Raw genomic sequence first — 13,792 nt, 5'->3', positions numbered from 1 at the left:
AGTATTGGGGTGTCGAGTACCGATGATGATGGCCTGGTTGCGGTCAAGGACTGGTGGGACCGCAACGGCAAGCCGCTGCTGACCGGCGCCCTGCTGGCTGCTGCCTTGGTAATGGGCTGGCAGGCCTGGCACAAGTACCAGAATAACCAGTCGCAGGGCGCGTCTGTGTTGTACCAGAACCTGCTGGAAACCAGCCTGACGCCAACTGGCCAACCTGATGCGGCCAAGGTTGCGGAACTGGCCGGCAAGCTCAAGAGCGAATTCGCTGGCACCGCCTATGCCCAATACGGCAGCCTGTTCGTGGCTAAAGTGGCGGTCGATAGCGGTAAGCTCGACGATGCTGCCAGCGAGCTCAAGAGCGTGCTGGACAAACCGGCCGATGCCACCCTGGGCGAAATAGCGCGCCAGCGTCTGGCGCGTGTCCTGGCTGCCCAGGACAAGGCTGAAGACGCCCTCAAGCTGCTTGACGGCGATGCTGACAAAGCTTTCCAGGCCAGCCGCGAAGAGCTCAAGGGCGACCTGCTGGTACAGCTCGGTCGTGCCGGTGACGCCCACAATGCATACGAAAAAGCCAAGGCCGCGCTGTCTGATGAAGCAGCGGTCGGTGGCCTGCAACTGAAGCTGGACGACCTGGCCAAAGGGGACGCTTGACGTGATCGGTTGGAAACAAGCAGCAGTGCTGACCCTGGCCGTACTGGCCGCGGGTTGCAGCAGCAACAGCAAGAAGGAACTGCCTCCGGCCGAGCTGACCAAGTTCACCGAAGAAGTGGTGCTCAAGAAGCAGTGGAGCCGTTCGATCGGTGACGGTCAGGGTGAGACCTACAACACCCTGGTCCCGGCCATCGAGAACGACCGTATCTACGCCTCTGACGTCAACGGCTTGGTGATGGCCCTGGACCGCGTCAACGGCGACGTTGTGTGGAAGAAGGATCTGGAGCTGCCGGTTTCCGGCGCTGTCGGCGTAGGCTACGGCCTGGTCATGCTCGGCACCCTCAAAGGTGAAGTGATTGCCCTGGACAGCAGCACCGGTGAGGAGCGCTGGCGCTCCCGCGTCACCAGTGAAGTGCTGGCGCCGCCTGCCAACAACGGTGACGTTGTGGTGGTGCAGACCCAGGACGACCGCCTGATCGGCCTCGATGCCGCCACGGGTGATCGTCGCTGGATCTACGAAAGCACCCCGGCGGTACTGACCCTGCGTGGTACCGGTGCACCGATCGTGACCAATCGCCTGGCCATCGCTGGCCTGTCGACCGGTAAGGTCATTGCCGTGGATACCCAGAACGGCGTGCCGGTGTGGGAAAGCCGCGTAGCCATCCCGCAAGGCCGTTCGGAGTTGGACCGGGTAGTGGATATCGACGGCGGTCTGCTGCTGTCTGGTGGTACCCTGTACGTCAGCACCTACCAGGGCCGCGTTGCGGGCCTGGATCTGGAAAGCGGCCGGGTACTGTGGCAGCGTGATGCCTCCAGCTACGTGGGTGTCGCCCAGGGCTTTGGCAACGTTTACGTCAGCGAGGCCTCGGGTACCGTAGAAGGCGTTGACGAGCGCTCCTCCAGCGCCCTGTGGAGCAACGATTCCATGGCTCGCCGTCAGCTGTCGGCGCCGGAAGTGTTCTCCAGCTACGTCGCTGTCGGTGACTTCGAAGGCTACCTGCACCTGCTCAGCCAGGTCGATGGTCGCTTCGTTGGCCGTGAGCGTATCGACAGTGATGGTCTGCGCGCCCGCCCTCTGGTGGTCGGTGACACCATCTATGTCTTCGGCAACAGCGGCAAGCTCCAGGCACTGACCATCCGCTGAAGCTATGCTTGAGGCCTTGCCGGCCTCGAGCCGCGGCGCACGAAGCGCCGCACGAACTCCGGCCGCTGCTTCGCAGCGGCCTTTGCATTTTCAAGAATTCACGAGTGGAGAGCCGTATGGTTCCCGTAATCGCCCTGGTGGGGCGGCCGAACGTCGGCAAGTCCACCATGTTCAACCGTTTGACCAAAACCCGTGACGCCATCGTTGGCGACCTGTCGGGCCTGACCCGTGACCGCCAGTATGGCGACGCCATGTGGCAGGGTCGTTCGTACATCCTGATCGACACCGGTGGTATCACTGGTGATGAAGTCGGCATGGACGAGAAGATGGCCGAGCAGTCGCTGATGGCCATCGAAGAAGCCGATTATGTGCTGTTCCTGGTCGACGCCCGTGCCGGCATGACCGCCGCTGACCAGATGATTGCCGAGCACCTGCGCAAGCGCAACAAGTCGGCCATCCTGGTTGCCAACAAGATCGACAACATCGATGCCGATGTGGCCCGCGCCGAGTTCTCGCCGCTGGGCATGGGCAATGCGATTCCGGTGGCCGGCTCCCAGGGCCGTGGCATCAACGCCCTGATGGAATCTGTGCTCGGCCATATTCCGCGTGACCAGGAAGAGGAAGCGCTCGACCAGGACGTGGCCCAAGGCGAAGAGGCCGTGCGCATCCCTGGCCCAAGCGAGAAGGATGGCATCAAGATCGCCATCATCGGCCGCCCTAACGTCGGCAAGTCGACCCTGGTCAACCGCATGCTCGGCGAGGAGCGTGTGGTGGTCTACGACCAGCCGGGCACCACCCGCGACAGTATCTACATCCCGTTTGAGCGCGATGGCGAGAAGTACACCTTCATTGACACCGCCGGGGTGCGTAAGCGCGGCAAGATCCATGAAGAAGTCGAGAAGTTCTCGGTGGTCAAGACGCTGCAGGCGATCAAGGACGCCAACGTGGTGATCTTCGTCATGGACGCCCGCGAAGGGGTGGTCGATCACGACCTGAACCTGCTGGGCTTTGCCCTGGAAGCTGGCCGCGCCATCGTCATCGCCCTGAACAAGTGGGATGGCATGCAGCCAGGCGAGCGTGACTACGTCAAGACTGAGCTCGAGCGCCGGCTGTTCTTCGTCGACTTCGCCGACATTCACTTCATCTCCGCGCTGCATGGCACGGGCGTGGGCAACCTGTACAAGTCGGTGCAGGCCGCGTTCAAGTCGGCGGTCACCCGCTGGCCGACCAGCCGCCTGACCCAGATCCTTGAAGACGCGGTCAGCGAGCACCAGCCGCCGCTGGTCAATGGTCGTCGGATCAAGCTGCGTTATGCCCACCTCGGTGGTGCCAACCCGCCGCTGATCGTCATCCACGGCAACCAGACCGACAAGATCCCGCGCTCGTACTCGCGTTACCTGGAAAACACCTATCGCCGGGTGCTCAAGCTGGTCGGTACGCCGATTCGCATCGAGTACAAGGGTGGTGAGAACCCGTACGAGGGTAACAAGAACACCCTCACCGACCGCCAGGTCAACAAGAAGCGCCGCTTGATGTCGCACCACAAGAAGGCCGAGAAGAAGCGCAAGGACAAGCGTAAGTAAGCTCGTTTCGCGTAATTGGGGCCGCTTTGCGGCCCATCGCAGGCTTGCGCCAGCTCACGGATACTGCCCAATCTGGAAATGTGCGCGGTAACTGTCGGAGCTTGCGCAGCCTGCGGCCTCGCTATGGATCTCGCGCAATTCCCTTATTGTTTCAACCTTTTTCCTGACTGCTCGATCCGCTATGCTCGGACTCCATCCCGTGCCGGATACACCCCAGGAAAGAGGGCTCCATGATCCGCAGCAAACTGCCGAACGTCGGCACGACCATCTTCACCACCATGTCGCAACTGGCTGTCCAGACCGGTGCGCTGAACCTTTCCCAAGGCTTCCCTGACTTCAACGGCCCGCAGGCGCTGCTCGATGCCGTTGGTCGGCACGTGGCCGCCGGCCACAACCAGTACGCGCCGATGACCGGCCTGCCAGCGCTGCGCCAGCAGGTAGCAGCCAAGGTTGCCCGGCTGTACGGGGTAAAAGTCGATGCCGATCAGGAAGTGACCATCACCCCCGGCGCCACCGAGGCGATCTTCTGCGCTATCCAGGCGGTGATCCAGGCCGGTGACGAAGTGATCGTGTTCGACCCTGCCTACGACAGCTACGAGCCCTCTGTGGAGCTGGCTGGCGGACGTTGTGTGCACGTTCAGCTGAGCGATGGCGATTTTCGTATCGACTGGCAGAAGTTCAGTGACGCACTGACCCCGCGCACGCGCATGGTTATCCTCAACTCGCCGCACAACCCTAGCGGCGCGCTGATCAGCCGCGAAGACCTCGACCAGCTGGCCCAGCTGATTGCCGAGCGCGACATCTACCTGGTCAGCGATGAGGTGTATGAGCACCTGATCTACGATGGCGTACGCCATGCCAGTGTCCTGGCCCACGAGCAGCTCTATGCGCGCGCGTTCGTCATAAGCTCGTTCGGCAAGACCTACCATGTCACCGGTTGGAAGACCGGCTACGTCATCGCCCCGCCAGCGTTGAGCGCCGAGCTGCGCAAGGTCCACCAGTACGTCAACTTCTGCGGGGTAACGCCCCTGCAGTGCGCGCTGGCTGACTTCATGGCCGAGCACCCTGAGCATATCGATGAGTTGCCGGGCTTCTACCAAGCCAAGCGCGACATGTTCTGCGAGCTGTTGCAGGGCTCGCGTTTCAGCTTTACCCGTACCCCGGGTACTTATTTCCAGCTGGTGGACTATTCGCAGATCCGCCCGGACCTGAACGACGTCGACATGGCCCTGTGGCTGACCCGTGAGCACGGCGTTGCGACCATTCCGGTGTCGGTGTTCTACCAGCGACCTATCCCCGAGCAACGCCTGGTGCGCCTGTGCTTTGCCAAACGTGAGGAGACGCTGCGACAGGCGGCGGAAAAACTATGCGCGATCTGACTGCATTGCCCAATCTGAACATCGCCCTGGTGCAGACCAGTCTGGCCTGGCACGACCGCGAAGCCAACTATGCACATTTCGAGGTGTTGCTGGAGCAGGCGCGTGGCGCCGACCTGGTGATCCTGCCGGAGATGTTCACTACGGGTTTTTCCATGGAGTCCGAGGCCCTGGCTGAGCCTGAACACGGCCCGACCTATAAGTGGCTCAAGGCCCAGGCGAAGAAAATCGAGGCGGTGATCACCGGCAGTGTGATCATCCAGGCTGCCGATGGCAGCCACCGCAACCGACTGCTGTGGGCGCGCCCGGATGGCGAGATCCTGCATTACGACAAGCGCCATCTGTTCCGTATGGCAGGGGAGCACAAGCACTACACTCCGGGTGAACGTCAGGTGCAGTTCGAGCTCAAGGGCTGGCGGATTCGCCCGCTGATCTGCTACGACCTGCGCTTCCCGGTGTGGAGCCGCGATGCCCAGGATACCGACTTGTTGCTGTACACCGCGAACTGGCCGGCAGCGCGGCGCCAGCATTGGAACCGACTGTTGCCGGCGCGCGGGATCGAGAACCTGTGCTATGTGGCGGCGGTGAACCGGGTAGGCACCGATGGCAAGGGCTTTGCCTATTCCGGGGACAGCCAGGTGCTGGACTTCCAGGGTGAAAGCCTGATGAACGCCGGGGAGGCGGATGGGGTGTTTCCCGTGGTACTGCGCGCGGCGGATCTGGCGGCCTATCGCACGCGTTTTCCGGCGAACCTGGATGCCGATACCTTCGAATTGCATTGATTGAACGTATGTTTCGACAGCGCCGGCTCTATCACGGGGCATGTCGGAGCGGCGAACCGCCGCTCCGACACGACCCGCTCGATCGTGGGAGCGGGCTTGTCCCGCGATAGGGCCAGAGGGCGCTACCTCATACCTTGATCAATACACATCCCGCCGATACCGCCCATCCTCCACCAGCCGCTGCACCGCCTCATCGCCCAGAATGCCCTTGAGCGCCGCATCCACTCCCGCAGCCATCCCCTGCAAACTGCCGCAGACATACACACACGCGCCGTCAGCCAACCACTGGCGCAGCGCTTGAGCCTGCTGCAGCAACACATCCTGGACATAGACTTTTTCTGCCTGATCCCGCGAAAACGCCAGGTCCAGCCGTTGCAGATCGCCGCTGTCCAGCCAGCCTTGTAGCTCATCACCACAGAGCAGATCGTAAGCTCGATTGCGCTCACCAAACAGCAACCAGTTACGCTGCTCGCCCTCGCTGATCCGCGCCTTGAGCAAGCTGCGCAGGCCCGCCAAGCCGGTGCCGTTACCAATCAGGATCAGCGGCGCCGGTCCTTCAGGAAGGTGGAAGCCACTGTTACGGCGCAGCCGCAGACTGACGCTGCCCTGCACCGGCAGGTACTCGGTCAGCCAACCCGAACCCAGCCCAAGATTGCCATCGGCATGGCGCTCCTGGCGCACGATCAGCTCCAGCACGCCGTCGCTGGCAATCGAGGCAATCGAGTATTCACGGCTGCCGATGGGCACCAGAGCCTCGACCAGCGCCTGCGCATGCAGGCCCACCAAGTGTTCGCGGCTGACCGGCAGTTGCCGGCTGGCAAGCGCCTGAGCGAGGGGCTCGCTCAGGCCATCGCGCTGCACCCGCGTTTCGCTGTCCAGCCCCAGGCCGCTGAGGAAGGCCTCGACCCGTGCCTGGCCGTTGCGCGGGAGGATGTCTACCAGGTCACCGGCTTGCCAGCTGGCCGGGGCCTCAGGTTGCAGGCCAATCAGATAGACCGGTTGGCCTTGGCTGCCCGGGTTGAGTAGCTCGCGACGGGTCAGCGTCCAGTTAGCGAAGCTCGGCGGCTGCCAGGCGCTGACCGGCTGCGCACCGGTCAATTGCCCCAGCGCTTGTTGCCATTGCTGCAAGGCGGCCTGATCGGCGTTGTCGACTTCGATTGCGCTGAAAGCGCTGCTGGCGCCGCGCTCGCCGAGCCAGGCTTGCAGTCGCCGGGCGAAGCCGCAGAAGTGCGGGTACTGGCGATCGCCGAGGGCGAGCAGGGCGTAGTCGAGGTGCTCCAGTGGCCAGGCTTGGCCGAGCACTTTGCGTTCGAAGGCGCGGGCGCTGTCGGGCGCTTCGCCGTCGCCGAAGGTGCTGACCACGAACAAGGCCCGGCGCGCCTGGCGCAGGTCTTGTTCGCCCAATTCACCCAGGGCACGTACTTGCACGGACAAGCCGGCGGCCTGCAATTGGCCTGCGCTCTGCCAGGCCAATTGCTCGGCAAAGCCGCTCTGGCTGGCAAAGCTGATCAACCAGCTGTCAGCCGCGTTCGAAGCGTTGTCGACAGTGCCACGGGCTGCACGGACCTGGCGCTTCTTGCGGCGGCGGTCCAGGTACAGCAGCCAGCCGGTGACGAAGAACAGCGGCATGCTCAGGCTGGCGAGGGTGACGATGATGCGCCCCGGCAAGCCGAAGTAGCTGCCCACATGCAAGGCATACACGCTTTGCAGCAACTGCGCCTTGAACGACTTGTCGGCGTAGCGCTCCAGGCGCGTGATCTGGCCAGTGGCGGGGTCAAGGGTAATGGTGTTCAAGGCGCGCTCATGCGCGGCGTTTTCGAGCAGGTAGAACAGCGTCGCCGGCTGGCCCCCGGCCGGCGGCAGGCGCAGGTTGTAGGTGGTCAGGCCTGGGCCGGCGGCATCCTTGAGGTTGCTCCAGATGGCATCGTAGTCGACCACCAGGGGAGGTGCGTTGTGGTCGACTTTCTGCGGGCCATGGCGGCCACGGCCTTCGCTGCGTTTGTGTTGTTCGCCGGCAGCGGGGGCATCGGCCAGCAGTCTGTTCAGGCCGTCGCGATACCACTCGTAGGACCAGAACAAGCCAGTCAGGGCGAACAGCAGGTAGAACAGCAGGCACCAGGTGCCGGCGACCGCGTGCAGGTCCCAGTTGAAGGCGCGGCCTTTCTTGGCCCAATCGAGGGTCAGCCAGGTTCGCCAGTTCAGTGCCTTGCGCGGCCAGCGCAGGTACAGGCCGGAAAGGCAGAAGAAAATCAGCAGCAGGGTGCAGGCACCGGTAATCTGCCGACCAGTGTCGCCAATGGTCAGGAACCTATGCAGGTTGAGCATCAGGTTGAAGAAGTCTTGTCCGGCGACTTCACCTTTGAGCTCGCCGGTGTAAGGATCGGCATAGCGCAGTTCACCGCGGCGTTGGCCGGGCGGCGGGGTAAAGAAGACCCGCGCGGCGTTGCCTTCGCGAGTATCGACCCACAGCATCGACACCTTGTCGCCCTGCGCCGCCTCGACCCGTCGTACCAGCTCGGCGGGCGGTAATACGCCTTCTTGGCGTACTTGAACCTTGAGCACCTCGGCGTTGAATAGGCGCAGCAGTTCTTCTTGGAACGACCAGATGGCACCGGTGGTGCCCATCAGTGCCAGCACCAGGCCAGCGGTGATGCCAAAGAACCAGTGCAATTGGAACAGCGACTTCTTCACCACATCGATCACCTTGTCTTGCCGCTCAAGTCCGCACCGCGTGCATTATGCCTTGCTACGCAAAAGCCCCGCTCACTGCAATGAACGGGGCTTGGGCTTACTTCATTATCAGAAGTGCACGCTGGTGGTCAGCAACGCCGTGCGACCGGCAGCCTGGTTGGCATAGTGCGCACCGTAGGCTTTGTCGTAGTAGACCTCGTTGGTGAGGTTCTGCACGTTCAGTTGCAAGTCGACGTTCTTGGTCAGCTTGTAGCTGGCCATAGCGTCATAGCGCCAGTAGGAATCGACCATCACGCTGTTTGTGGTATTGCCGAACACGTCATCGACATAGAAGGCGCCACCGCCGATGGTCAGCTTGGGCGTGACATTGTAGGTAGTCCACAGGGTCAGGCTGTTGTTCGGCGTGTTGGGCAACTGATTACCGTCGTTGTAGCCGTCGATAATCGCCGTGCCGACCTTTTGCGCGCCGCCATCGACCAGCTTGGCGTCCATGTAGGTGTACCCAGCAAACACTTGCCAGTCGTTGGTGAGTTTACCGGTGGCGCTCAGCTCCAAGCCGTCGACGCGGGTCTTACCGACGTTCTGGTAGGTATCGGCATCAACCAGCACCCGCGCGTTGTCTTTTTCGGTGCGGAAGATCGCCGCGGTCAGCGACAGTCGCTCTTGCAGCAAGTCCCACTTGGTGCCGATTTCGTAGTTGGTGGTCTCTTCGGCCTTCAGTTCGCTGCTGGTGGTGGCGGTCAGCAGCGGGTTGCCGTCCGAGCCTTCGCCGAGCGAGGCGCCCGCCGGGGTGGCGGAGGTGGCGTAGGACACATAGACGCTGCCGTTCTCGGCAGGCTTCCAGGTCAGGCCCAGTTGGCCCGTGACGAACTCGCTGGTGTCTTCGGTCTTGAAGTAGGTCAGCTTGCCCTTGGTCAGCGCACGGCTCTTGACCTTGGTGTCGAAGTGGTCGTAACGCAGGCCCATGGTCAGCAGCCACTCTGGCGTCAGCTCCAGGGTATCGGTCAGGTACAGCGCACGGGTGTTGCCGGTGGTGTCGGCGCCCAGGTCGTTGCGCGCGACGCTGCCATCCCAAGGCTCATTGGGATTGGGATTGGGAAACGAGGTGCAGACACCGGAAATCTGCCCGGTGGCAGTGGAGCACTGGCCCGACGCGAAGCCGGTGACGTCATAACCGGTTTTGACCGAAGCCTCGCGGCTGAACTCGATGCCGGTGGAGAAGGTGTTCTTGAAGCCGCCGATGTAGACCTCACCAAACAGATCGGTCTGGTTGGTGGTGGTGCGGGTATTGGCCACGCGGTTGTTCGGGCGGCGCCAGACTTCACCGTTGAGGATGTTGCCCTTGCTGTCATCCGGCTGGCTGTAGATATAGTCCTGCAGGGTGTTGCCATGGCGCAGGGTGTTCTTGAGGGTCAGCGCGTCGCTCAGGTCGTGCTCGATGGCAATGGTGGCGATGTCGGCGCGGGTCTTGTAGAAGTCGCGGTCGACCAGGCCATAGTAGTTGCTGCTGTGACCGCCGCCATGGGTCGGCTTGTCGGGGTTGGCCGAGGTGCGATTGGCCGAGCTGCCGGAGCGCAGGCTGTAAGGCACGCCCGAGTCGGGCAAATCGTCGCTTTCGACGTGGTAGTAATCCAGGTTCAGGCGGGTGTCGGTGCCCAGCCCGAATACCAGCGACGGTGCTACCCCCCAACGGTCGTAGTTGACCTCGTCGCGACCGGCCACATTGCTTTCGTGACTCATCAGGTTCAGGCGAAACGCGGCGCTGTCGAGGAACTGATAGTTGCCATCGAAGGTGTAGCGTTTGGTCTGGTCCGAACCCCAGGTGAAGGCGCCTTCGGTCGAGTTGCCCAGGTGGGCGCGCTTGCTCACCAGGTTGATGGTGCCGCCAGCCGCGCCGCGTCCGCCAATCGCCGAGTTCGGGCCTTTGGCGACTTCTACCGATTCTACGGCGAAGATCTCGCGGGTCTGCGAGCCGGTGTCGCGCACGCCATCGAGGTACATCGAGCTCTGGCTGTCGAAGCCGCGAATGAACGGCCGGTCACCCGAAGGGTTGCCGCCTTCGCCAGCGCCCATGGTGATCCCGGGTACGGTGCGCAGAGCGTCTTGCAGGTTCAGCGCGTTGGTGTCCTTGATGACCTGTTGCGGGACCACGGTGACCGAGCGGGGGATGTCCACCAACGGTGCGGTGTACTTCTGCGAGGAGACTTTGTCTGCCTTGTAGTCGGTATTGGCTTGCTCGACCTTGCCGTTGACGCTGGTCGCATCCAGGGTGACGGCATGGCTGCCGGCAGGGTCGGCGGCATAGGCAGAGGTGGCGCTGATGGCAACGCCAATGGCGCAAGTCAGCAGACGTGGTGAGCTCACAGCAGATGGCACAGGACGCATTGTGATTGGCCTTCCCCAAGGTATGAAGGCCGCGGATGGTAATGTAAGCAAATGTAAGTAACAATTGAGAAGCGTTTCCATTCGCTACAAATTTACAATCTTTACAATTTATCCTTACGGATTTTCCGGTCTCGTACGTCATGTCCGGCAAACGGGGCTTGTGGTGAGTAAAAGGGAATCAATATCATTGCTGCCCCTTCACCCTACGGTGCCGCCACCATGTTGCTTCACATCCCTGGCCTTTTCGAAGCTGATGAGCTGTCCCGTATTCGTGAAGCGCTGGCGCAGGCCGATTGGGCGGACGGCAAGATCACCGCGGGCTACCAGTCGGCCAAGGCCAAGCACAATTTGCAGCTGCCTGAGGCGCATCCCCTGAGCAAGGAAATCGGCGCGGCCCTGATCGAACGTCTGTGGCGCAATCCGCAATTCATGTCGGCGGCATTGCCGCACAAGGTGTTTCCCCCGCTGATCAACTGTTACCGCGAGGGTGATAACTTCGGCTTGCACATCGATAACGCCCTGCGTCAGCCGCAAGGCAGTGCCGAGCGAATCCGCACCGACCTGTCCTCGACCTTGTTCCTCAGCGACCCCGACAGCTACGACGGTGGTGAGCTGGTGATCCACGAAACCTACGGTGTGCAGCAGATCAAACTGGCAGCCGGTGATCTGGTGCTGTACCCCGGCACCAGTCTGCACAAGGTCAACCCGGTCACCCGTGGTGAGCGCCTGGCGGCGTTTTTCTGGACCCAAAGCCTGGTGCGCGAAGACAGTCAGCGGGCATTGTTGTTCGAGATGGACAACGCCATTCGCCAGCTGACCGCCGACGTGCCTGAGCATCCCTCGCTTCTGCAACTGACCGGCACCTATCACAACCTGCTGCGACGCTGGGCGGAGGTTTGAGCATGACCTACCAGGTGCGGCGCGAAAACGTGGTGGATGTGGCGGGCCTGCAAGCAATGCTCGAGCACAGCCCTAGCCAAGCTGCCCAGGCGATTTTGGCCGCGGCGGGGCAGGGCGTGGTTGAAGCGCAATTGCTGCTCGGTCAGATTCTGCTCGATGGGCGCGGTATCGAACGTGATGTCCCGCTTGCCCGGCAGTGGTTCGCGATTGCGGCGCAAGCTGGCAGCGCCATGGCGCACAACATGCTCGGGCGCTGCCTGGAGCATGGTTGGGGCGGCGAGGTGGATTTGCCGCGCGCGGCGCTGGCATATCAGGCTGCGGCCTACGCCGGCCTGGATTGGGGGATGTACAACCTGGGCAATCTGCTCGCCACCGGACGCGGTGTCGAGCAGGATCAGCCGTTGGCGCTGGCGTGCTATGAAAAGGCGGCGCACCTGGGCCATGCCAAGTCGATGAACTTGCTAGGCCGGTATCTGGAAGAGGGCATTGCCACACCCGCCAGCCCCGCGCGCGCCTTGCGTTGGTATCGGCGCTCCGCCGAGGCGGGGGATTTTCGTGGCATGTTCAGCCTGGCGATGGTGCTGGTCGAACGCGGCGATGTACTGGCGGCGGCGCCATGGCTTGAGCGAGCACGCGCGCAGGGCAATATGAAGTTTCTGCGCACAGCCTTGCAGAGTTTGCAGGGGGCTGGTGCGTTGCTCGCCACCGATGCCCTGGCCTATGCCGATGAGATCCGGCGCCGAGAGTCTGCCGGGGAAAACCTACAGTCTTAAATGGGCCAGGGGCAATAGCCATGCTGTGGTGACTCATCCAACGGAGTTGCACCATGGCCAAGTCCTATATCGCCGAGAAATCCTTCATCGCTCGTCTGAATGTAGTGAACACCCAGTACACGGGGCCAGTCGGGCGCTGGGAATACAGCCCAGGCTACAACGGTAATACCTTCTGGCACGCCAGCGAGTGGCTGACCACATCGCGCCAGGATCGAGAGCCGCTGACCCTGTGGTTCGGCGCAGTGCAGCAGGCTGGCGGCGAGGATGCGTATGAGATCCGTCTGTGGACCGGTAACAACGCCCATCCGCTGTTCAACCGCCGGGTAGATGTCAGTGCCAATGGATACCTTGGTCTCTACGAGCACAAGGCCACTGTGGGGCCACTGTGGCGGCTGCAACAAGTAGGTGGATCGCAAGTTCGTATTACTACGCTGGCTGACAAAGCGATTGGTATTTACTGGGACAGGGCTGCCTGGACCACCGGACGTATGGCCAGCTATCTCTGTGTTGACGTGGCGCCGGCTGCGGTATTTGAGGTAGAGATCATCCGGATGGGAGTTGATGCTCCTCTGTAAGTGGTAAACGATGTGTCGGCGATGCAACGACGTCGCTGACTTAGCCGTAAGTACACAAACACACACCGAATTGTTCGATGTGTGTTTTTTTATTTTGTAATACGTTAAAAGTGGCGCGCCCCGAGCGGTTGCGTGCTCGGAAGCGGTGGTTGTTCAGCGTGAGTGAATTCTAGGGTAGAAGCGCATATATACAGGTCTGGCAGTCAGGCTTCAAGAAAGTCTGAACCAGCGCAAAGTTCAGTAGGGAAATTCTTCAGGGTTAACGACTTTAGATCTTCGTCTCATGCTTGGGCGCACTTCTCGCCTCAATATAATTTCTTGGGCAGGGTGCCCGCGAGAAGTATTGATTGACACCCGTTCAATGCTGAGGAGTTTGTCATGTCGAACAACCAGGTATTAAGCTCATTCGTCGCGGTGTTGTACCACGTAGGCCAAGAGGTTCAGCCCGTAAATGTGGTTACCGGAGACTTCCATTTTGGCCGTAATAGTAGCTATCTGGTGATGGAGAAAAGCTTAACAGCCGCCTACTCGATCCACACCTTGGCGTTTAAGTTTGATGTTCGCGGTTATTATCCAGATCACATGTCTGCTTATGTGACGTGCGTCGATGATATTGGCGGTTATCGTTATGATCTTCTGAGCTACAGTACCGATTGGTATGTTTGCTTGGAATCTGATCTCTGGCGGGAGTCCGACGCTCAAGAGGATAATAAGTGGATGATGACCTATACCGGCGAGGTGCGAAAATATAATGGCGAAGAGCGTGCAGTGTTTACATTGAAAAACATGAATATTAATCGCTATGTCGAGGTCGTTCGCCAAAATCAGTTTACTTATCTGAAACTGACCCCGGAGGCAAGTCGCGCTTCGCATTTCATGTTCAGGAAAGTCAAGGATATTGAATTTTCTTAATGAAAAGAGGTACGACTGGG

The 13,792-nt window shown here is 61.3% G+C and carries 11 protein-coding genes; 9 read left to right on the top strand and 2 right to left on the bottom strand.

Going from position 1 to position 13,792, the window contains the following annotated elements:
• Window positions 1-9: 9 nt before the first annotated feature.
• From ACF8K2_RS03130 to ACF8K2_RS03110, 5 genes are all read left to right on the top strand, one after another.
• Window positions 10-651, top strand: a complete 642-nt coding sequence (locus ACF8K2_RS03130) for a tetratricopeptide repeat protein (protein ID WP_186554080.1) — start codon at window positions 10-12, stop codon at window positions 649-651.
• A 1-nt stretch (window position 652) separates the two neighbouring features.
• Window positions 653-1,795 carry an outer membrane protein assembly factor BamB gene (gene bamB / locus ACF8K2_RS03125; RefSeq protein ID WP_186554079.1) on the top strand — a complete coding sequence of 381 codons (1,143 nt, stop codon included), beginning with the start codon at window positions 653-655 and terminating at the stop codon, window positions 1,793-1,795.
• Window positions 1,796-1,911: 116 nt separating this feature from the next.
• Window positions 1,912-3,378, top strand: a complete 1,467-nt coding sequence (gene der / locus ACF8K2_RS03120; protein WP_186554078.1) for a ribosome biogenesis GTPase Der — start codon at window positions 1,912-1,914, stop codon at window positions 3,376-3,378.
• 230 nt (window positions 3,379-3,608) lie between these two features.
• Window positions 3,609-4,757 (top strand): pyridoxal phosphate-dependent aminotransferase, encoded by a 1,149-nt coding sequence (locus ACF8K2_RS03115; protein WP_392463415.1) that lies wholly within the window; start codon window positions 3,609-3,611, stop codon window positions 4,755-4,757.
• Window positions 4,745-5,536, top strand: a complete 792-nt coding sequence (locus tag ACF8K2_RS03110) for an amidohydrolase (protein WP_186554076.1) — start codon at window positions 4,745-4,747, stop codon at window positions 5,534-5,536. The genes ACF8K2_RS03115 and ACF8K2_RS03110 overlap by 13 nt, the downstream gene beginning before the upstream one ends.
• Before the next feature lie 138 nt (window positions 5,537-5,674).
• Here ACF8K2_RS03110 and ACF8K2_RS03105 read toward each other — a convergent pair whose 3' ends face one another.
• Together ACF8K2_RS03105 and ACF8K2_RS03100 are read right to left on the bottom strand one after the other, a co-directional pair.
• Window positions 5,675-8,230 carry a PepSY domain-containing protein gene (locus ACF8K2_RS03105; protein WP_392463479.1) on the bottom strand — a complete coding sequence of 852 codons (2,556 nt, stop codon included), beginning with the start codon at window positions 8,228-8,230 and terminating at the stop codon, window positions 5,675-5,677.
• Between the two features lie 105 nt (window positions 8,231-8,335).
• Window positions 8,336-10,612, bottom strand: a complete 2,277-nt coding sequence (locus ACF8K2_RS03100; protein WP_392463414.1) for a TonB-dependent receptor — start codon at window positions 10,610-10,612, stop codon at window positions 8,336-8,338.
• 219 nt (window positions 10,613-10,831) lie between these two features.
• Between ACF8K2_RS03100 and ACF8K2_RS03095 the strand changes: the two genes are divergently transcribed.
• The 4 genes from ACF8K2_RS03095 (at window position 10,832) to ACF8K2_RS03080 (ending at window position 13,772) form a co-directional block, all read left to right on the top strand.
• Window positions 10,832-11,512 carry a Fe2+-dependent dioxygenase gene (locus ACF8K2_RS03095; protein WP_392463413.1) on the top strand — a complete coding sequence of 227 codons (681 nt, stop codon included), beginning with the start codon at window positions 10,832-10,834 and terminating at the stop codon, window positions 11,510-11,512.
• Window positions 11,513-11,514: 2 nt separating this feature from the next.
• Window positions 11,515-12,285 carry a tetratricopeptide repeat protein gene (locus ACF8K2_RS03090; protein WP_392463412.1) on the top strand — a complete coding sequence of 257 codons (771 nt, stop codon included), beginning with the start codon at window positions 11,515-11,517 and terminating at the stop codon, window positions 12,283-12,285.
• A gap of 53 nt (window positions 12,286-12,338) precedes the next feature.
• Window positions 12,339-12,860, top strand: coding sequence for a hypothetical protein (locus tag ACF8K2_RS03085; protein WP_392463410.1), 522 nt, complete (start codon window positions 12,339-12,341; stop codon window positions 12,858-12,860).
• Window positions 12,861-13,238: 378 nt separating this feature from the next.
• Window positions 13,239-13,772 carry a hypothetical protein gene (locus ACF8K2_RS03080; protein ID WP_392463408.1) on the top strand — a complete coding sequence of 178 codons (534 nt, stop codon included), beginning with the start codon at window positions 13,239-13,241 and terminating at the stop codon, window positions 13,770-13,772.
• Window positions 13,773-13,792 lie beyond the last annotated feature (20 nt).

Origin of the sequence: Pseudomonas sp. xss_2 (assembly GCF_043104195.1) — a bacterium.
Lineage (GTDB): Bacteria > Pseudomonadota > Gammaproteobacteria > Pseudomonadales > Pseudomonadaceae > Aquipseudomonas > Aquipseudomonas urmiensis.
The sequence above is the reverse complement of the archived record's forward strand: the minus strand, read 5'-3'. Positions and strand labels throughout refer to the sequence as shown.